We start from the raw sequence: 24,052 nt of genomic DNA, 5'->3' as shown, positions 1-24,052 counted from the left end.
TTTAACTAGTTGACGTCACATTTTTCGGATGATATATTGTGTATACACGACATACACAATTTGATCGGAGGTACGGTATGCTGGCATTAGACATTCGGAATGTAAGCAAGACCTATAAAGATTTCCAGCTGAAGGATGTTTCTTTCCAATTGGAAAAAGGTTATATCATGGGGTTTATCGGAGCGAACGGAGCGGGGAAAACAACAACCATTAAATCAATCCTGAATCTGATTCACATCGATAGCGGGGAAGTATTTATTTTGGGAAAGAACATTGCCGAACACGAGTTGGAGCTGAAGCAGGAAATCGGCTTTGCTTTCGGGGATGTGGACTTTTACAACCGCAGCAAGATAAAAACCTTAACCGACGTGATCAAGAGGTTCTACAAGAATTGGAATGACGACACCTATTACAGCTACCTAAGAAAATTCAAATTGGATGAAAACAAAAAAATCTCCGAGCTGTCGACGGGGATGAAGGTGAAATACAATTTGGCTCTTGCTTTGTCTCATAGCGCAAAGCTACTCATACTGGATGAGCCAACGAGCGGACTGGACCCGGTTGCAAGAGACAACTTGCTGGAGATTTTCCAGGAGCTTGTAGGGGATGGAGAGATCAGCATCCTGTTCTCCACGCATATTACCTCCGATCTGGAGAAATGCGCGGACTATATTACCTTTATCGAGAACGGTCGAATTGTCAAAAGCGCGGAGAAGGAAGAATTCGTTGCGTCCTATCGCCTGCTGAGCGGCAAGGAAAGCCAATTGGACGAGGTGAAGGCAAAGCTCATTTCTTATAAGAAAAATTCTTTTGGCTTTACGGGGATGATTCATGCGGTAGACTTCGATCCGGGCTCCGGGATTAACGCGGCGATACCAAGCCTTGAGGAAGTTATGATTTATTTCGCGAGGAAGGAGGAAATGTATGTATAATTTAATCGTAAAGGATTTCAAATTAGGAGTGCCGAAGATGTTTTTGATTATGCCCTTTCTGACAGGCGCTCTTATGTTTGTTCCGGGTTGGATTTATTTCATTGTTCTTTTGTACTTCTGCTGGATTACGATCCCCAATATGTTCGGCGGATTTCGGACCCAGAACGATTCGATGTTTACGGCGATGATGCCCGTAACCAAATCGGATATTGTAAAAGCTAAGGTATCGGTTATCGTGCTGCTGGAATTATTGCATATTGTAATCGCGATGATCTTTGGTATCATAAGTAACAGCTTGTACAAGAACATTCCCTATTATTTCTTTACGCCTCATATGGGCTTTTGGGGATTATGTTTTGTAATGCTGGCGATCTTTAACGTATTATTCCTATCCATTTATTACAAAACCGCTTATAAATACGGCGAGGCAACGTACGTGGCGGTCGGGGCCGCCATGCTGTTTGCCGGAATCGCGCAATGGATCGGAATTCAGAGCCCCTATATGCATGACATTTTTTATGGCTCCGGCATCGACCGTACAGCCCTTCAAGCTTCAATACTAATCGCAGGAATCCTAATCTTTGCCGCCTTAACCTGGATGGGTTATCGCATTGCGGTTAAACGGTTCCCTAAAGTGGAGATATAATGAATGAATGTAGCCATTTCCAACTCATCGGATAAGCCCATCTATCAGCAGATTTTCGAACAGATCAGCGCCCAGATTCTAAAAGGCGAATTAGCAAGCGGTTTTGTTCTGCCGCCCATTCGCCAAGCCGCCCAGGAGCTTCGAGTCAGCATCATTACCGTCAAGAAGGCTTGGGAAGAACTCGAGCATGCCGGATTGATCAACACGGTTACGGGTAAAGGGTGCTTTGTAGCGGAGTTTCCGCCTGATCAAATGCTGAGAATACGCAACGAAATGATCCTGAAGCAAATGGCTGTCGACGCTTCCTATTACAAATCCTTTGGTCTTACGCTAGATGAAGTAATTGAGCTGATGAAGAAGGTTTATTAAATACGGTTTATTAAATACGATGATAACGGCGGTGCGAGCTTTGTTCGCTCCGCCGTTTTTTAATCAGCCGTATACATACCAGACTCTTACGGATGCTTTAAACGTTAAGGTTCCGGGTTCAATGGTGGTACCGACATCGCCGGCGGGAACGGAAGCGGCTTTGAACATGACCGGCTCGAATCGGTTTCCCGGCGACTCCATAACCTTGCAAGGAACGGAAGAGAGGGAGACGCCAAGCGTTGAGGCAATTGCAAGCGCCTTCGCCTCGGCATCCCGAACCGCCAGCGTTAATGCCTTTCGCCGGGCTTCGTCCGCATGAGAGGATTGAAACGAAACGTCGGATACCATATTGGCTCCTTGAGCAACCGCCGCATCAATGACACGCCCCGCATCCTTCGCCCCATCGATCGTAATTAGCAGCAGATGCACAGCTCTATAACCCCGAAAAACTTGCTTTCCGTCTATAAAATCGTATTGCGGCTCGATGGAGTATTGCGCGGTGGAGATAGACTCCCTTGGCACACCAAGGGCAAGCATGGCTTGAATGATGGCATCTATGGTCTTGGCCTGATCGGTCTGAAGCGTTCCCAAGCTTTCGCTTTCTCCTGAAACCCCAAGAGTGACGATGGTTTCGTCCGGTACGGCTGTTGCCACCCCTTCACCCATAACCTCGATTGTAAAATCACAGCAGGTCTGTGCTTGTTCCTTCATGATCGAACGACCTCCATCCCTAAGCAATCTCTAATACTAATATAGACGTTTATCCATAGGGAGATGTTTCGGATTTTTAAGCGTATACGGTTAATAAAGCACGATCACGTTTAAAGTGGTCGTGTTTTTTATGTTTTAGGAGTAAATATTTTGCTTCCAAAAAATTGAAACGTCAATTTGCGATCGTCGTATACAATAAACATCCAACTGAAAGGGGCACATAAACAGATGCGGGTAGTCCTGTTTGTAAAAGATTCGGAGCGGGGGTTAAAGCAAATGGATGACCGGGAGTGGGATGCTGCCATGATCGCAACGCTTGAGCATGTCAACTATTTGACCGTTCATGGCGAGGAGTATCAGACACTGGAAGGGAAGCTGAACCTGGACGCCGGGCAACTGGAGCTTCTGGTTGTAAAGATGAATAACAAATAGACGGAAAGAGGGGATTTGATATGCAAGAACATAAAAAAACGGATTCGTTAAAATCCTTCAAAGAAGGGATTCCTCTCAAGGTTCTGTCCACTTCGCTAGGTATCGCTTTGCTGGCTAATCTGGCAGCTGTACCGGCCCACGCGGGAACAACAAGCCCGGCCGAATCTCCAACGCCAACCTCTGCGGTATCCAGCACAACACCCGGTCCCAAGCTGGTTGAATGGTCAAGCGAAGCCGTCAAACGTTACTATGACCCTGCCGTTGACTGGAATCTGCCGCTGCCATCGGATAAAGAGCTGGACAAAGAGGCGGCGCAAGAGAGTCCTCAAGTGACGGCCGGCGGCGGTTCCGGCGGAAGTACAACGATTGTCCATCAATCGTCGGGCTTTGGCTGGGATGACCTGATGCTGTATCATCTGCTGTTCAACAACGGCAGTTCGTATTCTTCGCAAACCTGGGCTTCCTCCCATCGTTCGTATTATTATGGCAGCACTCGTCCTTATGAGCCTAAAAGCTATTCCAACGGGAAATTCCAGAACAAGCCGGTTGCAGGTTCAACGGTATCGCCGCCTAAGACTTCCAATTCCGCCGGCTCGGTTACCCGCCGTTCGACCTCGTCTTCGCCTGGCGGCATCGGCGGCAAATCCAGCGGATTCAGCTCTTCTTCAAGCTCCTCCAGCTCTCACTCCAGCTCTATTTCTTCGGGAGGTTTTGGTGGATGACGATTACAACGGAGGTATTCACGGTAATTGGAGAGCCGGATGCAGACCGGGCCCGCAAAGTCGAGATACTGAAGGAAATGGGGTTTACCTGGGCGGATCTGGAGTCGGAGACCTACTGGATTGATCAGGCGGTTGGAATGGACCGTTCGATTTACGAAGAGCTTGAACAAGCCTCAAGAGAGCTATGGCTGATTCTGGATAAAACGACGCGCTACATACACGGCAAACATGACTTATACCAGCTGATCGGCATCCCGGCTATATTATGGGATTTAATCGATCTGTTGCCCATACCGGAGAAGGGTGTAATGAGCAGATACGCTAGATTCGATTATGCCGTTTCGCCTGAAGGCAGCATCAAGATGCTGGAGTTAAACGCGGATACGCCTACCGGTTATGTGGAAGCGTCTATCGCAACGCCGTGGTTGTGCGAGCTGGCCGGGATCCGTAGCGTTAACGGTAAAATGAAGCAGTTAGTCGCATCCGCTTGGGCAATCGAGAAGCCGGATACGGTTGCTTGCGTCGCATACGGCTCGCATCTGGAGGATTCCGGGACGATAGAAGCGTTAGCCAAGCATAGCGGTCTAGACGTCCAACTGGAGGATTGCTTAAACCTGTGGGTGGATGACGGCATTTTAAAAAACGGTCAAGGAAGAGCAATCCATAGAATGTTCGCTCTCTATCCGAAGGAATGGATGGCGCATGACGACGGGGGAGAGGCATTGGCTTATGCGGTAGAGAAAGGTTATTTGCACTTGTTCAATTCCGTTCATAGCATCCTGCTTCAATCGAAAGGTCTGCAAGCCGCGGCATGGGGATTATATGAGCTGGATGTTCTATTTGACAAACATGAACGCGAAACGATCGAGCGGTATATGCTGCCGACTTACAACAAGCCTGTATTCGACGGGGATTTTGTATCCAAATCGATGTTTGGACGCGAAGGCGGTTCGGTGAAGATGTTCGATCAGTCGGGCGAACTGGAGATGGAGGATCGAGATGCGTTTGATACAAGCGAGTTATTTCCTGTCGTGTATCAAAAAAGAACCCAGCTGTCCCGTATTCGCACCGCGGCCGGAGAGCTGCACCTCTTGGTTGGCATGTTTATGATCAACGGAGAGACGGCTGGACTTCTTGGGCGCGCCGGGGGACCTATTACCGGCAATTCAAGCCATTTTATCCCGATTGGAGTGTTGGAACCCGATGAAGAAATTAACGATAACCGCTAGTACATTGCTGTTTTGTTTCATTCTTAGCTCATGCACGAACAATCCGGATTACGTGTATAGCACCAGTAATTATACGTCTACACAAGATACGGCCGTTGCTTCCGCAACTCCCGTTAATCCGGTTAGGAATGTGCCGTGGGATTACCGGGTCGTTGAAGAGGAGGTTGGCGATCTTGTCGGAAGCGACATGACGATCATTCCGGACAATACGCTCCTTCCTAATGACGGTAACTATGCAATGGGAGATAAGGTATGGATTCTCCAATACATGGATGCGATGTTAACAACCGACGATGATAGACGCAGCCAGATCAAGCTGTCGTCCTGGGACACGTTGAAATCTTTTAAGGATGAGAAAAGCGCCCTGGCAGACTTGGGCAACTTAAAGGAATCGATTCAAACGGAAGTTGATTTGATTGGCGTATACAAGACGGAGAATGCCGGTAAAACACGCGAGTTTGCCGTTCTCACGCTGCCGTCCGGCAACGTTGTGAAACAGCCGATCAGTGATGAGAAGTATGCGCAGCTCAAGTCGAAATCCAAGGTTAAAGTAACGATCGAGCAGGTTCATTTGTACGATGACTATGATCAGGTTTATTCGAAATTCCGGGGGTGGGCGCAGTGACCGTTGTAATCAATCTTGTTGTCAGCGTTGTCGTCATTATTATTTTGCAACTGGCTGGTATGCTGTTTTTTAGCTTGATGACGCCGTTTAACGATCTGGAGGAATTAAAGAAAGGAAATATGGCCGTTGGGCTCGCGTTTGGCGGGAAGTTTTTGTCCACGGCACTGATCGTTGGCGTTGCGGCTTATTCGAATACGTCCATATGGAATATGATGCTGTGGTTCCTGGTGGGCTACTTCATTCTTGTCGCTTCTTATTGGATCTTCGAGCTAGTAACGCCGGGTATCAAAATCTCCGAGCATCTGCAAAAGGGGAATATCGCCATTGGAGCGCTTCTGTGCTTCGTATTTATAGGAACAAGCTTTGCTGTCAGCAGCTTGATTATTTAGAAAAACAGGTAAGGGAGAAGGTCCCTTACCTGTTTTTAGTTATATATATTATTTTGAATCGATTTTATTTTCTCGAGATGGGGCTTTAATTGATCTAATAATGGGGTTTTCGAATAAGGTGTATGCCCTCGAAATGCCATATCGGCAGCAACTTCCTTATACGAGGTAATGGTCTTGTCCAATGCACGAAGTTCCGTGGCTAATGCCATTAAGGTCTTACGCGTGTCTTCATTAAGCTGTGGTTTTACCTTCCAGTAATTATAGCTGATGTTGTATAACGGTCGCCAAACATTGGCCTGAAAGGCTAAGATAAACATGTCTTTTTGTAGTTCGGTAGTCATAACCGTCTGGTTAATGGAAACCTCGGGTACGGAATTTTTGGAAAAACCGTCGCTAAATTCAATGATCGTCAGCAGCTGCTCGTTAATCGTTTCAGCCTGAGCTTGTGCCTGTGTAATTAATTGTTGGATTTTAGCCGGATCCTCGTCTTCCTTTGAGGTGCTAATTTTCTCTAACGTTTCCGCAAGCGGGATGGCAGATGAAGCATGAGTTACGATGTATATGTATCCAGAATCATTCTTCTGTTGATAGAGGGATTTTAAATGGTTATACTTCGATTCCCATTTGTGATTTAAATAGTTGAATGTGAAAAAGCTAATGAAGACAAGCACAATTAGAATAATTATGCCGGTGCTTATGTGTTTAGGCAAAGGATCGTTTCCTTTCTATTCAAGTTTGTATGTCTAATTTGGCTGAAAGCGCAAATGGAGAATAACATGAGATAATCGGTATGACTAATGGAAAATAATTCTGTAACTATTTGGATGTTACGTTCGTTATAGATTCATGATCCAATGCAGGGAAAGGCGGGAGTTAGGATGATAAGGATATGGCCGATGTTAGTCTTGGTATTCACTATTATTATAGCAGGCTGTTCCTCTAACAAAGGCGATGTAGCCAGAGACGAATTGTACATTCCTGAAGGGTATGCAGAGAAGCTGAAGGCGCTGGATTTAACCGAGGTTGCCGCACTTCCCTATTTCTCGAGTCCGTTTATTACGGTAGCAGAAGATCATAGCGGGCAGCAATATGCGGTGCTTTTTGATAAGTCAGGGGAAGTTAGGCAGGAGAAGCTGCCGTTAAAATATGAAGAGATTATCGATTCGCTGCAGCGTAAGGGATACAAGATTGATCAAGCACCAAATAAGTTAAATCTTCATCTTTTTGAAATTAATCATAATCTTTATTGGAGCTACAGTGACGGTGAAGCTTCCGTTTATTTAGACGGGAAGGGGAACGAAACGGACCCTTTTAAGAAAGAGGAACCAAACTAACTCCTATATAAAAACCAAAAAATACCATCTACACGCAGAATTGGCGTATAGATGGTATTTTCTTTTCTCGAGGTCACAATTTTTACCTTAGAAGTCACTGGCGTGGTAGTCCGGGACGGGAGGAGATTTCTACAATGGCTTATGGAGTCAGCCTACAGGGGAGGAGGAAGCGTTCGTTAACGGTTCAGACCCTATACTATTGGAGGTATTCTCATGCCCAGAAAGACAAGAAGCAGCAGGCTGTTGATTTATGTACTCACTCTGGCTTTATTGGTTCTTCAGTTGCCTTACTCCGCGGTTGTATCCGCAGCATCAGCAACCTACGAAGCGGAATCGGCAGCCCGCTCCGGCGGTGTGGTTATTGCGACCGACCATACAGGTTATACCGGTTCCGGCTTTGTTGGAGGATATACGGATGCGAATAAAGGCAATGCAGCCACCGCTTTTGCAGTTAGTGCAAGTGCCGCAGGCAGCTACACCGCAGCGTTAAGATATTCAAACGGAACAGGTTCGGCGAAAACATTAAGCTTATACGTTAACGGCGCGAAGTTGAAGCAAATCGCGCTTTCGGCAACGGCAGACTGGAACAGCTGGTCTACTCAAACCGAGACCGTATCCTTGAATTCGGGCAGCAACACAATCACGTATAAATTCGATACCGCGGATTCCGGCAATGTGAATTTGGACAATATCGTCGTCAGCGATACCTCCAGTGGATCCGGAACGAACTTGGCACTGAGCAAGTCGATTGCATCGAACAATAATTACTCCGGGTTCGCGGCGACCAATGCCGTGGACGGAAATACCTCCACTTATTACGAAGGTGCAGCTAACTCGTATCCAAACACCCTTACAGTGGACCTCGGAAGCGCGCAAAGCGTAAACTCCGTTGTCCTCAAGCTTCCGGCTTCTTGGGGAACGAGAACGCAGACTTTATCCATCGCGGCAAGCACCGATAATAATACCTTTACTACCGTGGCAGCTTCCAATACGTATACGTTTAACCCGTCTTCCGGCAATATGGTTACGCTTTCTTTTACAGCAACGTCAGCCAGATATATCCGGATAAACTTTACCGCGAACTCCGGTTCTACAGGCGGGCAGGTCTCAGAGCTTGAGGTATATGGAAGCGGAGGGACCGTAACACCGCCAACTTCTCCGGCGGGAACCTATGAAGCAGAGGCAGCCGTATTGTCCGGCGGCGCTTCCGTTGCAACGGATCACGCGGGTTACAGCGGAACCGGCTTTGTTGGAGGATTTATTGATACCAATAAAGGCAATGCTTCGGCAACTTTTAATGTAAACGTGGCAGCGGCAGGCAGCTATACGGTTACGTTAAAATATGCAAACGGTTCGACGGCAGCGCAAACGCTTAGTCTCTATGCGAACGGAACAAAAGCGATGCAAGCATCCCTTCCGGCAACCGCAAACTGGGATACTTGGAGCACAAAGGCCGATACGGTAACCTTAAATGCCGGCAGCAACACCATCATGTACAAGTACGATACAACCGACACCGGCAATGTGAATATCGACAAAATCGATGTAGCGATTGTAGAGACGCCTCCGGTAACTCCTCCGCCGTCCGGAACTTATGGGGCGACAATGCCTTATGACACGCATGAAGCTGAGTCGGTGACGTATACGGGAACGGTTATTGGGCCTAATACGACTTTTGGCAGCCTTGCTTCGGAAGCTTCCGGCCGGAAAGCCGTACAGCTTACGGCAGCTGGCCAATACGTGCAGTTCACATTAGCAAAGGCGGCAAAAGGCGTAACGGTCCGTTACTCCATTCCCGATAATGCGGCAGGAACCGGCATTGACTCGGCCATCAGCATGTACATTGGAGGCACGTTGTTCAAAGATATCAATCTAACATCCAAATACAGCTGGAACTACGGGGCTTGGGGAACGGAAGGCGGGGAGATCCGCTGGTCAAATAATCCAAACGCCACGCCAACAACTCCGCATCATCTGTATGACGAGGCTTCAGTTGTGCTGGATCAGGAGTACCCGGCAGGTACGGTTATCAAGCTGCAGAGGAATTCGACGAACCTGAACTTCAGCTCCACGGCCAATGTGACAATCGACCTGATCGAAACGGAAGCGATTCCGGCTGCGCTAACGATGCCTTCCAATTATGTATCCATCACCAGTTACGGCGCCGTAGCCAATGATGGCTCTGATGATACAACAGCCATCAACAATGCCATCAATGCGGTGAAAAATTCCGGAGGCACCTATAGAGGCGTATGGATTCCGGCGGGTACTTTTACCCTGAATAACGGGAATAAAGGTGCGGGTTATGACGGCAGCGGCACCAGGCTGTATCTCGACAGCGGCGTCTCGATGAAAGGCGCGGGCATCTGGTACTCGACTCTGTCCGGCAACTATGCGGGGCTGTACCTTCGCGGGGGCAACGTTACGATCTCCGACTTCAAAATCAGCGCGAGCGATATCATCCGCGATGATTACAACGGCGTATCCGGCGTAGAGGGCAACGGAACGAATTCCACATTGACGAACTTGTGGATCGAGCATACGAAGGTAGGCTTCTGGCTGACCAACCAGACGAATAACGCAACAATCTCGAATTCCAGAATCCGTGACGTATGGGCGGACGGACTGAATCTTCATTACGGGACATCCAATACGACGGTGACGAACAACTCGGTCCGCAACAGCGGTGACGACGGTCTGGCGATGTGGTCGGATACTTATTTGGATACGAACAATACGTTCAGCTACAATACGGTTCAGATTCCTACTCTCGCGAACAACATTGCCATTTACGGAGGCAAGGACAATAAGGTGATCGGCAATCTGCTGACCGATACGGTGGTTAACGGTTCGGGTATTTCGTTTGGAACCAACTTTAATCCTCCTTCAATGACGGGAACCCTGACCGTGCAAGATAACGTATTGCTTCGAACTGGTTCCTATCATAAAGATTACGGCTATCAAATCGGTGCGATCTGGGCGTATTGGCTGAATAATACGGGCAAAGCCCAAAACCTGACGGTTACCGTATCCGGCAATACCATTCAGGATAGTATCTACAGCGGTATTTTTATAGAAGAACCGGCTCCAAGCATTTCAGTCACGTATGCTTCGAACACGATTACCAATTCAGGCACTTACGGGGTGTATATCCGGGGAACCGCAACCGGCAGCTCCGTCTTTAACAATAATACGGTGAACGGCGCGCCATCCGGCAAGTTTTCCAATACGTCAAGCAGCTTTACCGTAACGGGTTCAGGCAATAACTGGTGATTCATAGGCAGGAAAAGAACAACCCGGCTGGCTTAGGAGGCCGCTGAAAAAGTCAATAAAGAGCAAGTACCTCACCTTTTTGAGGAGCTTGCTCTTTTTTGCTTTAGGCTCTGTTATGACTGATTGTTGATTTTCGAACAAAAAAACCGCCTCTTTATTGGGCGATGATTAACTGAATAGATTCTTAAAGTGCAGCATTTGAATTACATGCCAATAAACATATTTTTGCTAAAGGGGGCCCAGTTTTCTCCTCTATATCCAGTCATACCCTCCAAGTTCACAAAACAAGGGAGCACAGTGTACATTACGCCAGACATGGCGTTTACCCGAAATGTCAAGGCGAATCTCATCATGGAATTATCAGCAGGCGTTATCATTGCCATATCGGGGCGTATGGCGTTCTCTGCTGTTAGCGCATCTTTCATTCCTACGCTCGCGATGCCGACAGCCATATTACTTCGAATCCAATAATTCGAAACGTTTGTCGCTGACGCTATATCAGCCCGCTTATCATACGTCAATAAAATTTGATTTGAAGCAACCTGTCTTGCTTCCAAAAGAATAGGATGAGGCGGCATCGTCGGCACCATCTGTCGATCGGTATGGAAAAACATAAACATTTATAACCTCCACATTTTGATGAAGTAGTCAAATGACCAATCTCATCTCATTTTATGCAGGTTCATTATTAAAGTTCTTTCTAAGTCAGTAAGTCTTTTCATTGAGCTACCATGTAGCTAAACCAATCAAGGAAATCAACACTAAGCTTTAACATAGCCTTGCTTTATAATAGAGTTAATACGAGAGAGCAGGTGACGGGATGATTCAACGACACAGGAGATAATGATTAGTCCTTACGCGGCGCTGTACGAAATTGTGGTACCGAAGGACAACATGCTGCGGCAAATCAATGAACTGGTCAACTTCTCCTTCATCTACGACGAACTGAAGGCAAACTACTGCTTGGACAATGGCCGCAACGCCATTGACCCATTGCGGATGTTTAAATATTTGTTACTGAAAGCGATATTCGAATTGTCAGACGCAGATTTGGTCGAGCGCTCTCGGTACGACATGTCCATAAAGTACTTTCTTCAGATGGCCCCCGAAGAAGGCGTTATTGACTCGAGTTCGCTCACTAAGTTTCGGAAGCTGCGCTTGAAAGACCTCAACCTGCTTGATCTGCTCATCGGGAAGACAGTGGAACTGGCAATTGCCCAAGGTACCATGCTCAGTACCTCCATTATCGTCGATGCGACGCATACGAAAGCTCGATACAATCAGAAATCTCCACGGGAGATTTTACAAGACCGTTCCCGCAAATTACGAAAAGCCTTCTATACAATTGACGAGTCTTTAAAAGCGAAGTTACCTGCCAAAAACACTGTAGATACGCTCGAAGCTGAGATCGACTACTGCCAGAAGCTTACCGAAACGACGGAGAGGAAGCTGGGCATTCCCTTGTTACCTAAAATCACAGAACCGCTGAACCTCCTGAAAGAAACTGTGGAGGATGATGTGGAACAATTGCGGATTTCGCAAGATCAAGATGCGCGAGTTGGTCACAAGAGCGCGGACTCCTCGTTTTTTGGCTACAAGACACATATCGCTATGTCGGAGGAAAGAATCATAAATGAAACCATTTTCATAGCTTTACGTATTGTTCACAAGTTTATTTTTTAATAAGCATGCTTACGAAGCATGAATTATCATGATGACCGAGCAACGGTCATTATGATGATTATTCATTAAGCGTATGCTTACGAAGTATGAATCATCACGATGACCGAATAACGGTCATTCTGGTGATAATTCATTTTAGGAGGCTTTTTATGCCCGGCATCAGGATTGTTACCGATTCCACAACGGATTTACCTAAGGAACTGCTCGACCAGCATGAAGTGGAGGTCATTCCTCTGTCGGTGTATGTTGACGGGGAGACGTACGAAGATAACGTAACGATTTTTCCGCTTGATTTTATTCAAAAAATGAAAATGGCCTCTGAGCTCCCGAAAACCTCGCAGCCCGCCGTTGGCGTATTTCTCGATACGTACGACCGACTCGGCAAGAATGGCGACACCATTATTTCCATTCATATGACAAGCGGTCTAAGCGGTACATTTGCGTCGGCTAGCGCCGCTGCCGAGATGTCCGCAAGCAATGTTATCGTTATTGACTCTCAAATGATCTCCCAAGCGCTTGGGTTCCAAGTCATTGCAGCGGCTAAGCTTGCTAGAGAAGGTAACACGGTCCAGCAAATCAAGACGAGATTAAAAAGCATGTTAGAAAACACTTCATTATTAGTTGTCGTGGATACTTTGGAAAATCTCGTAAAAGGCGGCCGTATCGGCAAAGCAAAGGGCTGGATCAGCTCGGTGCTCAGCATTAAGCCGATTGCGATGCTGCAGGAAGGCGTATATACGCCGATTACCAAGGTCCGGACCTCATCCCAGATTATTAAGAGCTTAATGGAACGATTCAAAAGCGATACCGAAGGCAAAAAAATAACCGAGATCGGAATCTCGCATGCCGATAATCTTTCCTTAGCCGAGCGGCTACGGGAAGAGATTAACCGGATCACGGCAACGCCAGTCCGTATCCGTCCGGCAACTCCGGTTATTACGACTCATACCGGCCCCGGGGCTATAGGTTTTATGTATTGCGCGGAGTAAACAAGAGGCTGTCTCTAATCATTAGAGACGGCTTTTTTTGACGAATTTTGTTGATTTTTCGCGAATATTTGATATCATATTGACGAGTTTTATGGGGGGAGTCGATAGGATTGATCCGTATTTCTTCGTTAATAGAGAAAGGTTTTGAATATCATGCATTGCCACAGGGCCTGCAGATGCTGGACAATACTTTGGTTCTTCAGCTCGAAGGCTTGGAAGAGAGGATAAGCGCAAGGCTTAGCTTCAGCTTTCAGAGCCGTGAATGGACGATTGATCAAGTGACAGAGACGGAAGCTACTACAGAGTGGACAGCGGTAAGGCTAACCGAAGAGATAGAGCGGATTTTTGAGTATCGGCCGGAGCTCCTTGAAGCGGGAAGGCTGCTAATTGCGCGTATCGATGAAATAAATCAGATGGACGATGACGAATTCGAAGCGGTGTTTGAGCGCGGCGAAATGAAGGAGTTCATATTGTAAAGATATAACCGGCCTTGATAGGGCCGGTTATTTTATTTTTTTCAGGGGCAGGAAAAGAAGAATGGGCGGTTAATGACTATAAGGTAGGCTTTATCATCTTGAATGACTGGAGAGTGCAGGTTGTGGAAAAAGAGAAGAATTGGGCGGGTAATTATACGTATAATGCCCTGGAATATCTCTATCCGGAGAATGTGGAACAAGTGCAGGAGATTGTTGTGCGAAACAGCAAGCTGAGAGTACTAGGCTCGAGACATTCCTTTAACGGGATCGCGGATTCGCATACAAGCCTGGTGTCGCTTCAGAAGATGAATCGTGTACTTGAATTGGATAAGGTAAACAACCGCGTAAAAGTAGAAGGCGGCATTCGTTACGGGGATCTGGGCGAATATTTGCATCAGGAAGGTTACGCGCTTCATAATCTGGCATCGCTGCCGCATATTACGATAGCGGGAGCTATCGCAACGGCAACTCATGGCTCCGGTGACCGGAACGGCAATCTGGCAACGGCTGTTTATGCTCTTGAAATCGTACAGGCGGATGGAACAATCGCCGTATTTAGCCGGGATAATGGGGATGGAAAGTTTAATGGAGCCGTAGTTGGTTTAGGAGCTTTAGGCGTTGTAACAGCTATTACGCTGGACATTCAGCCATCTTTTGAAGTTAGTCAATATATTTATGATCTTCTTCCGCTGGCACAACTCGCGAGTAATTTCGATGCCATTTACTCCAGCGCTTACAGCGTCAGTCTATTTACGGATTGGAAGGGCTCTGCTATTAATCAAGTCTGGCAAAAGAGATTGGTTCAAGAGGGCTCGGCAGGGGATGTGCAAGCGGAATTTTACGGGGCCAGCCTCGCGGAAGCGAAGCGCCATCCCGTACCGGAGCAAACGGCCGAAAACTGCAGCGAGCAGTTCGGCGTACCGGGGCCATGGCATGAACGTCTGCCGCATTTCCGCATGGATTTCACGCCAAGTGCCGGCGAAGAGCTGCAAACGGAATATTTTGTGGCGCGGGAGCATGCCTATGAAGCGATTTGCGCAATCAGCGAGCTTGGCGAGCAGATCTCCCCGCTGTTGTTTATTTCCGAAATTCGTACCATTGCCGCCGATCAGCTATGGTTAAGTCCAAGCTACAAGCAGGACACCGTTGGCTTCCATTTTACCTGGAAACCGGATTGGGAAGCGGTAAAGCAGGTGCTGCCCCTTATCGAAGCCAAGCTGGAGAAGTTTAACGCAAGACCGCATTGGGGCAAGGTATTTACAATGCCGGCTGAGCGAGTCCAATCGCTGTTCGAGAAGCTGCCGGAATTCCGCGAATTAATGCTGGAATGCGATCCGGACGGGAAATTCCGTAACGATTTCATAAATGAATACGTTATGACGAAATAATTTGTTTTGGGTAAGGGATAGCCGCGGCTATCCCTTTTTTGATTCCGCCAGTGCAGCATAATAGAAAGGTGAAATGAGTGTGACGTAAGTGAGATATGAGTTGCTTTTCATGGGAAATATAGGGAAAATGAAGAGAGTAAGAGAGAGAGGCGAAGATACTTTGGAATCAAGATTTCACGAGGCAAGGACCGAAGAAATGAAGTACCATGAGAAGTTTTATGCCGAGCATGAGTTGTTTGCTCCCGGAACCTGGATAGCTAAACCTGTAAAAGCCATTATGGATACTTTCGTATTGCTGGATCCGAATCAGTTGAATGTTTTAGACCTTGGAAGCGGTGTTGGACGAAATGCCATTCCTATTGCTCAAGCGATTAAAGCGAATAACGGAAAGGTGACGGCTGTCGATCTCCTTCCTTCTGCTGTCGCGATTTTACGGGATAATGCGGAAAAATACGATGTTAAAAATAATCTTGAAGCCGTGGTTGCAGACATTGAGCATTACCAAATTCCGGAACAATCCTTTGACTATATCATTGCATGCTCTTCCCTTGAGCATGTGTCCTCCGTTGATGCTTTTCGAAAGGTTGTTGCCCGAATGATAGAAGGGACAAGATCCCGCGGCATTCATGCAATCTTAATGAGCACTCAGACTGAGGAGCTGGATTATAGTACAGGCGTAGTGTCGGAAGGATTAATAGAATTAAACCTGTCGACAGACGAAGCTTTTCATCTCTTGAGAGAATGTTATAGCGGTTGGGAGATTGTGCTTGAGCGAGTGATTCCCCAGGCCGTTCAAGAAATCAAATACGGGAAGTCTATCGAATACCGGGGGAATTGGCTGACTTATATCGTTCGTCGCACAAGCTGAGGGGAGGAAAAAACTTATGGCGATGCCTACTCATATTTTGGCTGTTGGCGGTATTGTGGAGAATGATCGAGGCGATGTCCTGCTTGTGAAAACCCAGCATGACGGATGGGTGTTTCCGGGCGGGCAGGTGGAAGTCGGAGAAAATTTGAATGATGCGCTTATTCGTGAAATTGAGGAAGAGAGCGGGATTACATGCGTTGTCATGCAATTGATCGGCGTATACTCCAATACTTGCATGTACAAATGGCATGACGGGGTAACCGACGTGCCAACCAAGTTGATGCTGGATTTTGTCTGCCGACCGGTAGGCGGTTCCTTGCAAACTTCCGAAGAAACGTCGGAGGTTTGCTGGGTTCGGAAGGAGAAGGTGCTTGACCTGATCCATTCCCCGGCGATTCGGGCAAGGTACCAGGCTTATTTGGATTTTAACGGTACGGTCACTTATATGGATTACGTTACGAAACCCGACTTCGTTATTAAGCTGGAAAGGGAAATCTAACTTTATGAATTGTCTAGGCTGCCGCATTGCCAGAGGAATGGAACCGGATCTAAATATCGTATACGAAAATGAGTATTTGACCTGCGTGCTGGACATTGCTCCGTTTAACGAAGGGCATCTCTTAATTTTGCCTAAGCAGCATTACCTCGATGTCGAAGAGCTCGATTCGGAAACGGCGAAAGCGATTATGGCTGCTTCTCAGAAGCTGTCCATCGCCTTGAAGCAAGTCTTCCGTCCGGACGGGATTAGTATCTGCCAGAATGGCGGTATCTTCAACGATCTGACTCATTATCATATGCATCTCATCCCAAGATACAAGGGAGACGGCTTCTCCTGGAGCGCGCCAAAAACTTCTCATGGTGCGGAATTGCGACTGCGTGAGACCAAAGATCGTATGATTTGGAGTCTTAAGGATACGCCGCATCGTTAAGCTTATTGTAACGTTCAGGTTGAAAAAACCTTGTACTTCGTGACATTCTGTCTAATGTAAACGGTAATATTCACCTCTATACTAGACATAGATGTATGAGTAACGGAGTTGAATTCTATACGCGCAAGTAAATGGTTACGGCAAGGTAGGGATAGGTTTAGGAGAGGAGTGCACAGCGATGTCCATCAACCAGGATGATTCGGATCTGATTGCCAAGGACCGTCAATATGTATGGCATGCCATGACGCCCTATAATGAGCAGGCACCTCCGATGGTCGTTAAGGAAGGACAAGGCTCATGGATTACGGATAACCGGGGTAACCGGTATTTGGACGGGATGTCCGGTCTTTGGTGCGTGAATGTGGGGTACGGTCGGGAGGAGCTGGCGCGCTCGGCTTATGAGCAGCTCAAGACGATGTCCTACTATCCGATGACGCAAAGCCACGAACCGGCGATCCGCCTTGCGGAAAAGCTGAATGACTGGCTGGAGGACGACTATGTCATCTTCTACTCGAACAGCGGGTCGGACGCGAATGAAGTAGCCTTCAAGATAGCAAGGCAATATCATGAGCAATCCGGTGCTCCAAGCCGATACAAGTTTATTTCCCGATATCGGGCTTACCATGGCAATTCGATGGGTGCTTTAGCCGCAACCGGGCAAGCCCAGCGCAAATATAGGTACGAACCGCTTGCCGGAGGTTTCCTTCATGTTCGTCCGCCAGACAGCTACCGGCGTCCGGAAGGGATGACGGTCGAGCAATTTAATATCCAATGCGCTCAGGCGATTGAAGAGACGATCATATGGGAAGGGCAAGAGACGATAGCGGCAGTCATTATGGAACCTGCGATTACCGGCGGGGGAGTCCTTGTGCCTGAGCCTATTTATCTCGAAAAGGTTCGGGACATCTGCACAAGGTATGGCGTTCTGCTCATAATCGACGAAGTGATTTGCGGCTTTGGCCGTTCGGGCTGCAAGTTTGGCCATATGAATTACGGCATCAAGCCGGATATCGTTACGATGGCGAAAGGATTAACCAGCGGTTATCTTCCTTTGTCCGCAACGGCGGTTCGCAAAGACATCTACGAGGCCTTCAAAGGTAGAGACATGTACAGCCATTTCCGTCATCTGAATACGTTTGGCGGTGCACCGGCTGCTTGTGCCCTTGCGCTGGCGAATCTCGAGATTCTGGAGCGGGAACAGCTGGTGGAACGGTCGGCCGCGCTTGGCGAACGGCTTATCGAGGGGTTGGCTGACTTGAAAGAGCATCCGATTGTTGGAGATATCCGGAGCTTCGGCTTTCTGGCAGGCATTGAGCTGGTCAGCGATAAACAAACGAAGGAGCCGTATCCGCTGTCTGGCGTTGTCCGGATTATAGGGGAATGCAAGGCGAAGGGGCTTATTATAGGCAAAAACGGCGATACCGTCGCAGGCTACAATAATGTGCTTACGATCAGTCCGCCGTTGTCGTCTACGGATGAGGATGTGGCATTTATCATTCAAACGTTAAAGGATGTATTCGAACATATATAATTGAAGAAAAACAAAAAAAGCCTGATCCTTATCAAGCTTCCGTGTTTGCTCTATGGTCGGGACGACACGATTTGAACATGCGACCCCCTGGTCCCAAACCAGGTGCTCTACCAAGCTGAGCTACGTCCCGGAAAAGAATGGTGCCGGCGATAGGAGTCGAACCCACGACCTACTGATTACAAGTCAGTTGCTCTACCAACTGAGCTACACCGGCATATTGTTTGTGTCGGGCACAAAACGTATTATGCCATAGCTTGTACGGATTATGCAAGACTTTTTTTGAGAAAGTTTTCTAGAGCTTTTTAGCCTTAAAATGAACAACGGCGCTGTACAGCATTTTGCCTGTAATAGCGTTAAAAGCAGACTGGTGCTGAACGTGATGAACCTGCAGAAGAAGCGCTTTATTGTTCTCGATCTGCTGCTCGATCTTCAGCTCCAGCGTGCGCAGATCGCTAGCTTCAAAAAATTCTACTTTATCGTCTATCAGGTCCAAACGGAATTCCATCGTCGACTACCCCTGTCTCTGTCATTATTTAATTCTATTATAACTTCTTCGAAGAGCGATTCAAAGAGAGATGAGACTAAAGTCGGAGTGTTGGGAAATGAGCCATTTTTTGTTTACAAATAGGTATATATATCCTAAACTAGTCCTTGTGTGTCGAAAATAGCGTAATTAAACTGAAAAAGGCAAGGACGCAAAGTTATGGGCCTAATGCTGCATAGAAGCGATGGCTGCCAGACCGCCGGACGCAGGACATAGTGCTTAAACAGCTATCCGCCCGTCCATGGCCGGATAGCTTATTTTCTTTTTTCAGTGACAGCGAGGAGAGACGACGAGGATGAAGGAATGGGTTAAGAAGGCATTGCAATGGCTAGGTGCGAGAAAACAGCTTGTGGAGGGCAGAAGAAAGATTGGAGTGCGGCTGCTTCTGCTGACCAGTATCATCACTTTATTTAACGTAGCGGCAGGCGCGTTCATCTATACGCAAAATCTGTCCGTATCCCATGCCGTCAAAAATGCGAATACGTTGACTAGCGCGCAGCGCGAATACGAAGGGATCTCCAATTCGCTGCTTCAAACGCTTCTGATGATGATCAACTCGATCGAGAACAACAATAACAGCCAGAATGCCGAGGTTGTCGATCCGAAAGAACGTTTAGCCGATATGCCAGGTCAAATCGAGCATTTGAAGAAGACGTTCGAGAAGCTGGACAAGATGTTCCCTGCGGCAGAAGAGCAGCAGACCTACATTGGTCAGGCGAACATTTACGAGATTGCCTACAATGACTTGAAGAGCTCGAATGTTACCCAGTTTGAAAATGTGACAGCCGAGATGAAATCGGCGCTAGTGCTTAGGCTCGTCAATATTTATCTGAATGAGCTGGAGTTCGCCAATCAGAACGTCAATTCCCGGATTACCGTAGATGCGGCTCATACGGATAAGGTTCTCTCGAATAGCGTGGATACGGCGAATATGATTATCCTTATAAACGTACTGATCCTGGCCGTTATTCCGTTTCTGTTCACGGTTGGTCTGATCAGAAGCATCAGATCCGGACTTCAAGGAATTATGGGACGTATTCAAGCTTATCAGCATAATGACTTTACATACAATCAAGCGCTCGACCGCAAAGACGAGTTTGGCGATATCGACCGTTCGCTAGCGTCCATGGGCGATAATTTGAAAGCAACCATCAAAGCCACGTTAGGCGTAAGCCAGACCGTTCTCCAGATGTCGAGCCAGATGGGCGATATGATCGCCCGCAACCGTACGGCATCCGAGCAGGTGAAAGGGCAGATCGATCTTGGAACAACCGTTTTGCTCTCCCAATATGACGATGCGACTTCGATCTCGGCGGTAACGGAGCAGATCTCCGCAAGCTCGCAGGAAATTGCAGCGTCGAGCGATTACATCAACAAAGACATGCAGCAGATGAGAGACGACTCCCATACCGGCTCGGTAGATATGGAAGGCGTTGTCCAAATGGTTAACCAGACGGTTGAGCAATTCAACCAGGTAACGGAAGCTTTTAACCGCATTACCGAACGCTACAGCAACGTATCGAAGTTCCTGGAGAGTATCCAGGACGTCAACACGCAGACCAATCTGCTGTCGCTGAATGCATCGATTGAGTCCGCTCGGGCAGGCGAGCATGGGCGGGGCTTCGCGGTTGTAGCCGAGGAGATTCGCAAGCTGTCGGGTCAGACCGACCAGATCTCGAAAAATATTTCGAAGGAAATGTACCTGATTCAAGAGGATGTAGCGGCAAGCAGCAAGAGCATGGGCGCCTTCGCCGAGGTGATCTTCTCCACCAAGCAGGCCTCCACAGCGGCAAGCGACGTGTTCAAGGGGCTGGAGAAGCAGAGCAATACGTTGTCCGAGCAAGTCAGCGAGATTTCGACGGCCATCAACGAAATTACAACCGGCATCACGCATATCGTGACCGCGGTGGACAAGCTCTTGCTTACCTCCTCCGAGGTGAATGGCAAGATGGAGCAGATGGGGCATCTGTCCGTCGAGCAGAATAGCATTTCCGACAATCTGCAAGGGATGGCGCAAAATTTGCAGCAATCCTCGTATGAGCTCAAAGAAAAAGCGGCAATCTTTAAAGTTTAATTCCAATCTTATAAGCAAAAGACAAAGGCTGTTCTCCCTCCGGGGAGGACAGCCTTTGCTGTTTTTCAAGGTCTTGTATCAGCTTGCGCATTCTGGAACCGGTGAATTCCATAGTCATGGAGGGAGGACTGAAGAATAGCTTCTCTAAGCGGATGAAGATTCGGGGTGAAGCGGACCTCAATGCCAAGCTCTACCAAGAGACCAAGCAGATCGGGTAGCGGCTGCACCGCAATGGGGACCAAGGTTTCCTTGGATATGTAGTAACCGGCGTATTCATCGAATAGCTCGAAGGATTCCGGAGACAGCTCATATCGGTACAAGGTTGTTTGCTTTATCCGTTCATGCCAGCCGGTCTCAACGGTAATCACAATGTTAGCGGCCGTCGTGCCGAAAAATCTTTGTTCATCTTCAAGGGTCAATCCGTCCGATCTCGCATAGACGATCCGGGGACAATCCCTCGGGAAGAAAAACGTGAATTGATGCTCCTCATCAATCGCCCATACAACGGGAGGCATATCGGTCCGGTTGGCTTTTACCCGCGGAACAAAGACGTCGATAACACTCTCCTCGCTGAAATGAAACAGCCTCATCCTCGTAACCTCCTATCAAAGCAGTTGTCAGTGCTTGTTTATTCTAGGACAGTCTCCTTAGGCAAACAACTATTTTTCGTAAAAAATTGGATATTTTCGTTTCAACCTCTTTACATCACTAATGATCTAGTGTACTATTCAACTATGACACTAATACAAAAGGAGAGGCGCTATGACAACGGCAAAAATTACGAATCCGTCGATCGTGCTTCAATTGGACGGTTTAACGAAGAAGATCGGCAGCAAAGCGATTGTGGACGGATTATCCTTTGATATTGCAAAGGGAGAGGTTGTTGGATTGCTTGGTCCAAACGGTGCAGGCAAAACAACAACGATGCGGATGATTGTGGGCTTAATCGGGATGTCGGAAGGGGATGTGCGGATTTGCGGGCAAAGCGTCCGGACGAACTTCGAGAAGGCGATTAGGCATGTAGGAGGAATAATCGAGAACCCCGAGTTCTACCCGTATATGACGGGCTACGACAATTTGAAGCAATACCAGCGGATGACGGAGGGCGTAACCGACGCCCGGATTGAGGAGGTTACGAAGCTGGTCGGCATGCAGGAGGCACTCGGCAAAAAGGTAAAAGCTTATTCGCTTGGCATGCGCCAGCGTCTTGGCATCGCGCAAGCGCTGCTCCATGAGCCTAAGCTGCTCATTCTGGATGAGCCGACCAACGGTCTGGATCCGGCGGGAATCAAGGAGATGCGCGAATATTTAAAGCGGATAGCGGAGTCCGAAGGGATCGCGATTCTAGTCTCGAGCCATTTGCTCAGCGAGATTGAGCTGATGTGCAGCCGCGTTATTGTCATTCAAGAGGGCAAGTTTGTAACGGCCCGTTCCATCGGGGAGACGGAATCGCCGAAGCAGAAGGTGCTCACCATCTCCATGCAGGTAGGAAACGCGGGGCAAGCGCAAGAAGTAATCGGCCAAATCGACGGGGTCGAGGTAACGCAAGCCGATTCCTTCACGAGCCGGATTGCCATTAAGCTGCTGCATGATCAGATTCCCGGTCTTGTCGCGAAGCTTGCGGCGGAAGGGGTTGCGATTTACCGGATTGAGGAAGTACGCGCAACCTTGGAAGAAGAGTTTATGAAGCTGACGGGAGGTAACCGCATTGCGTAACTTTACGGGATTATTAATTAACGAGTGGCTTAAGCTCAGCAAAAAGAAATCGTTCTTCGTCGCCTATGCCATTCTCGCTGTCGTTTTCGCGATTTTAGCTTTTGCTTTTTACAAATTGTCGCCGGACGGCCTGAATTCAACGGTTGATTTCGCAACCGGCACGATTATGCTTCAAGCCGCAGGCCAGCTTGTCCCGGTTCTTGCCGTTCTGGCTGCGGCAGGCAGCGTGACGCAGGAATACCGCTACGGCACCATTAAGTTTCTCCTGATCCGGGCGCAAAGCCGTCACAAAATTTTAGCTTCCAAGTATATCATCTCCGTGCTTTACGCGCTGACGTTAGTCGTAACCGCAGCCGTGTTTGCCGTAGTTGCCGGTTATATCGTATACGGCGGCGGGGCGGGAGAATCGACATGGACGGATTTTCTCAGCAATATAGCGAGCCTGGCCGTTTACTCGATCGTGTTCGTAACGCTGACGTTTATGATTGGCATTCTGACAAAATCAAATGGTGCGGCAATCGGCATCGGTATTTTCTCCATGATGGTCGGAAGCCTTTTGGTCATGCTGCTGTCCCGTTATACGATTACGAAGTATTTATTGTTCGCCAATACGGATCTGTCTGTCTACCGCAGCGATGCAGTGCCGGTTGAGGGGATGACGCTAGCCTTTTCCATTGTTATACTGCTGGTATATATGGCGCTGTTCCTATCCGTCAGCTTCGCCGTTTTCAAGAAGCGCGACATCGCTTAAGCGAGGCGTTTGGGGCCGACAGATGGAAAGGAGAATCTTGACCCGTGACAATTGTATTTGACAACAATATGCCGATTTATATTCAGATTATGAACTATGTGAAGAAGCAGATTATTACCGGCAGATTAAATCCCGGGGACAAAATCGAATCGGTGCGGGATCTGGCCCTTGAGCTGCAGATTAACCCCAATACGATTCAACGTACGTTCCAGGAGCTGGAGCGGGAAGGTATTGTAGAGACAAGACGAGGACTTGGCCGATTTGTGACGAGTAGGGAGTCGACGATTATGCAAATCAAGAAAGAAATGGCGGGCGAGCTGCTCGAACGCTTTGTGCAGGGGATGAAAGAGCTTGGCTTCGAGAAGGACGATATCGTGGCCATCGTGAAGGATGCCGTAAAAGACGGCAAAGCGGTAAGCCGTACTGACAGGAGTGAATAAG

The 24,052-nt window shown here is 47.9% G+C and carries 26 protein-coding genes, 2 tRNA genes, 1 pseudogene and 1 riboswitch; of the genes and pseudogenes, 22 read left to right on the top strand and 7 right to left on the bottom strand.

Translation table 11 applies throughout. The features are described 5' to 3' along the window. The first annotated feature begins 77 nt into the window (after positions 1–77). From WFJ73_RS09300 to WFJ73_RS09290, 3 genes are read left to right on the top strand one after another with little or no spacing between them, the layout of a single operon-like run. The gene (locus tag WFJ73_RS09300) at positions 78–932 is read left to right on the top strand and encodes an ABC transporter ATP-binding protein (protein ID WP_336772752.1); all 855 of its coding nucleotides are present in this window, start codon (positions 78–80) and stop codon (positions 930–932) included. Then, the gene (locus tag WFJ73_RS09295) at positions 925–1,578 is read left to right on the top strand and encodes an ABC-2 transporter permease (protein WP_336772751.1); all 654 of its coding nucleotides are present in this window, start codon (positions 925–927) and stop codon (positions 1,576–1,578) included. The genes WFJ73_RS09300 and WFJ73_RS09295 overlap by 8 nt, the downstream gene beginning before the upstream one ends. Before the next feature lie 3 nt (positions 1,579–1,581). Beyond that, complete coding sequence (locus WFJ73_RS09290; protein WP_336772750.1) at positions 1,582–1,947, top strand: GntR family transcriptional regulator; 366 nt, start codon at positions 1,582–1,584, stop codon at positions 1,945–1,947. A gap of 63 nt (positions 1,948–2,010) precedes the next feature. On the opposite strand, the gene WFJ73_RS09285 is transcribed toward WFJ73_RS09290, so the two are convergent. Next, positions 2,011–2,658, bottom strand: a complete 648-nt coding sequence (locus WFJ73_RS09285) for an SIMPL domain-containing protein (protein WP_336772749.1) — start codon at positions 2,656–2,658, stop codon at positions 2,011–2,013. Positions 2,659–2,886: 228 nt separating this feature from the next. Here WFJ73_RS09285 and WFJ73_RS09280 point away from each other — a divergent pair, with 228 nt between their 5' ends. From WFJ73_RS09280 to WFJ73_RS09260, 5 genes are read left to right on the top strand one after another with little or no spacing between them, the layout of a single operon-like run. Then, the gene (locus WFJ73_RS09280) at positions 2,887–3,090 is read left to right on the top strand and encodes a hypothetical protein (RefSeq protein WP_336772748.1); all 204 of its coding nucleotides are present in this window, start codon (positions 2,887–2,889) and stop codon (positions 3,088–3,090) included. A 20-nt stretch (positions 3,091–3,110) separates the two neighbouring features. Beyond that, on the top strand, positions 3,111–3,812 hold the full coding sequence (locus tag WFJ73_RS09275; RefSeq protein WP_336772747.1) for a hypothetical protein: 702 nt from the start codon (positions 3,111–3,113) through the stop codon (positions 3,810–3,812). Then, entirely contained in the window at positions 3,809–5,041 is a 1,233-nt protein-coding gene (locus tag WFJ73_RS09270; RefSeq protein WP_336772746.1) for a glutathionylspermidine synthase family protein, read from the top strand. The genes WFJ73_RS09275 and WFJ73_RS09270 overlap by 4 nt, the downstream gene beginning before the upstream one ends. Further along, positions 5,016–5,666 (top strand): signal peptide protein, encoded by a 651-nt coding sequence (locus tag WFJ73_RS09265; protein ID WP_336772745.1) that lies wholly within the window; start codon positions 5,016–5,018, stop codon positions 5,664–5,666. The genes WFJ73_RS09270 and WFJ73_RS09265 overlap by 26 nt, the downstream gene beginning before the upstream one ends. Continuing rightward, positions 5,663–6,055, top strand: a complete 393-nt coding sequence (locus WFJ73_RS09260; RefSeq protein WP_336772744.1) for a DUF350 domain-containing protein — start codon at positions 5,663–5,665, stop codon at positions 6,053–6,055. Before WFJ73_RS09265 ends, WFJ73_RS09260 begins: the two co-directional genes overlap by 4 nt. Positions 6,056–6,090: 35 nt before the next feature. Here WFJ73_RS09260 and WFJ73_RS09255 read toward each other — a convergent pair whose 3' ends face one another. Beyond that, positions 6,091–6,765, bottom strand: coding sequence for a hypothetical protein (locus WFJ73_RS09255; RefSeq protein ID WP_336772743.1), 675 nt, complete (start codon positions 6,763–6,765; stop codon positions 6,091–6,093). Between the two features lie 168 nt (positions 6,766–6,933). Between WFJ73_RS09255 and WFJ73_RS09250 the strand changes: the two genes are divergently transcribed. Both WFJ73_RS09250 and WFJ73_RS09245 read left to right on the top strand, forming a co-directional pair. Then, positions 6,934–7,389 carry a hypothetical protein gene (locus WFJ73_RS09250; RefSeq protein ID WP_336772742.1) on the top strand — a complete coding sequence of 152 codons (456 nt, stop codon included), beginning with the start codon at positions 6,934–6,936 and terminating at the stop codon, positions 7,387–7,389. A 213-nt stretch (positions 7,390–7,602) separates the two neighbouring features. Next, complete coding sequence (locus WFJ73_RS09245) at positions 7,603–10,662, top strand: galactose-binding domain-containing protein (RefSeq protein WP_336772741.1); 3,060 nt, start codon at positions 7,603–7,605, stop codon at positions 10,660–10,662. A gap of 203 nt (positions 10,663–10,865) precedes the next feature. On the opposite strand, the gene WFJ73_RS09240 is transcribed toward WFJ73_RS09245, so the two are convergent. Further along, complete coding sequence (locus WFJ73_RS09240) at positions 10,866–11,282, bottom strand: hypothetical protein (protein WP_336772740.1); 417 nt, start codon at positions 11,280–11,282, stop codon at positions 10,866–10,868. 223 nt (positions 11,283–11,505) lie between these two features. On the opposite strand from WFJ73_RS09240, the pseudogene WFJ73_RS09235 reads away from it, so the two are divergent. From WFJ73_RS09235 to WFJ73_RS09200, 8 genes and pseudogenes are all read left to right on the top strand, one after another. Next, a pseudogene (locus WFJ73_RS09235) lies at positions 11,506–12,294 on the top strand (transposase); the annotation flags it as partial. A gap of 200 nt (positions 12,295–12,494) precedes the next feature. Continuing rightward, a complete protein-coding gene (locus tag WFJ73_RS09230) occupies positions 12,495–13,334 on the top strand; it encodes a DegV family protein (RefSeq protein WP_336772739.1) in 840 nt (279 codons plus the stop codon). A gap of 110 nt (positions 13,335–13,444) precedes the next feature. Then, on the top strand, positions 13,445–13,810 hold the full coding sequence (locus WFJ73_RS09225) for a hypothetical protein (protein WP_336772738.1): 366 nt from the start codon (positions 13,445–13,447) through the stop codon (positions 13,808–13,810). 122 nt (positions 13,811–13,932) lie between these two features. Next, a complete protein-coding gene (locus WFJ73_RS09220) occupies positions 13,933–15,198 on the top strand; it encodes an FAD-binding protein (RefSeq protein WP_336772737.1) in 1,266 nt (421 codons plus the stop codon). Positions 15,199–15,325: 127 nt separating this feature from the next. Continuing rightward, positions 15,326–16,066 carry a class I SAM-dependent methyltransferase gene (locus WFJ73_RS09215; protein WP_336772736.1) on the top strand — a complete coding sequence of 247 codons (741 nt, stop codon included), beginning with the start codon at positions 15,326–15,328 and terminating at the stop codon, positions 16,064–16,066. 16 nt (positions 16,067–16,082) lie between these two features. Then, positions 16,083–16,565 carry an NUDIX hydrolase gene (locus tag WFJ73_RS09210; RefSeq protein WP_336772735.1) on the top strand — a complete coding sequence of 161 codons (483 nt, stop codon included), beginning with the start codon at positions 16,083–16,085 and terminating at the stop codon, positions 16,563–16,565. Between the two features lie 4 nt (positions 16,566–16,569). Then, complete coding sequence (locus WFJ73_RS09205) at positions 16,570–16,995, top strand: HIT family protein (protein ID WP_336772734.1); 426 nt, start codon at positions 16,570–16,572, stop codon at positions 16,993–16,995. A gap of 178 nt (positions 16,996–17,173) precedes the next feature. Next, positions 17,174–18,526 carry an aspartate aminotransferase family protein gene (locus WFJ73_RS09200; RefSeq protein WP_336772733.1) on the top strand — a complete coding sequence of 451 codons (1,353 nt, stop codon included), beginning with the start codon at positions 17,174–17,176 and terminating at the stop codon, positions 18,524–18,526. A gap of 53 nt (positions 18,527–18,579) precedes the next feature. Here WFJ73_RS09200 and WFJ73_RS09195 read toward each other — a convergent pair. The 3 genes from WFJ73_RS09195 to WFJ73_RS09185 form a co-directional block, all read right to left on the bottom strand. Next, positions 18,580–18,656: transfer RNA gene (locus tag WFJ73_RS09195), tRNA-Pro, on the bottom strand. An 8-nt stretch (positions 18,657–18,664) separates the two neighbouring features. Then, positions 18,665–18,740: transfer RNA gene (locus WFJ73_RS09190), tRNA-Thr, on the bottom strand. Positions 18,741–18,818: 78 nt separating this feature from the next. Further along, positions 18,819–19,031, bottom strand: coding sequence for a YrzA family protein (locus tag WFJ73_RS09185; RefSeq protein ID WP_336772732.1), 213 nt, complete (start codon positions 19,029–19,031; stop codon positions 18,819–18,821). A gap of 171 nt (positions 19,032–19,202) precedes the next feature. Beyond that, positions 19,203–19,274, top strand: a riboswitch (cyclic di-GMP riboswitch). A gap of 91 nt (positions 19,275–19,365) precedes the next feature. Here WFJ73_RS09185 and WFJ73_RS09180 point away from each other — a divergent pair. After that, positions 19,366–21,144 carry a methyl-accepting chemotaxis protein gene (locus WFJ73_RS09180; protein ID WP_336772731.1) on the top strand — a complete coding sequence of 593 codons (1,779 nt, stop codon included), beginning with the start codon at positions 19,366–19,368 and terminating at the stop codon, positions 21,142–21,144. Positions 21,145–21,209: 65 nt separating this feature from the next. Here WFJ73_RS09180 and WFJ73_RS09175 read toward each other — a convergent pair whose 3' ends face one another. Beyond that, positions 21,210–21,734 carry a DUF6886 family protein gene (locus WFJ73_RS09175; protein ID WP_336772730.1) on the bottom strand — a complete coding sequence of 175 codons (525 nt, stop codon included), beginning with the start codon at positions 21,732–21,734 and terminating at the stop codon, positions 21,210–21,212. Between the two features lie 172 nt (positions 21,735–21,906). Here WFJ73_RS09175 and WFJ73_RS09170 point away from each other — a divergent pair, with 172 nt between their 5' ends. Genes WFJ73_RS09170 through WFJ73_RS09160 form a run of 3 tightly spaced genes read left to right on the top strand, consistent with a single transcriptional unit; the run spans position 21,907 to position 24,051 of the window. Beyond that, positions 21,907–22,860, top strand: coding sequence for an ABC transporter ATP-binding protein (locus WFJ73_RS09170; RefSeq protein ID WP_336772729.1), 954 nt, complete (start codon positions 21,907–21,909; stop codon positions 22,858–22,860). After that, a complete protein-coding gene (locus WFJ73_RS09165; RefSeq protein WP_336772728.1) occupies positions 22,853–23,611 on the top strand; it encodes a DUF2705 family protein in 759 nt (252 codons plus the stop codon). The genes WFJ73_RS09170 and WFJ73_RS09165 overlap by 8 nt, the downstream gene beginning before the upstream one ends. A 44-nt stretch (positions 23,612–23,655) precedes the next feature. Further along, on the top strand, positions 23,656–24,051 hold the full coding sequence (locus tag WFJ73_RS09160) for a GntR family transcriptional regulator (RefSeq protein WP_336772727.1): 396 nt from the start codon (positions 23,656–23,658) through the stop codon (positions 24,049–24,051). Position 24,052 lies beyond the last annotated feature (1 nt).

The sequence above is a fragment of the Paenibacillus sp. MMO-58 genome, from assembly GCF_037146255.1.
Lineage (GTDB): Bacteria > Bacillota > Bacilli > Paenibacillales > Paenibacillaceae > Pristimantibacillus.
This window is presented reverse-complemented; position numbering and strand designations above follow the sequence as displayed.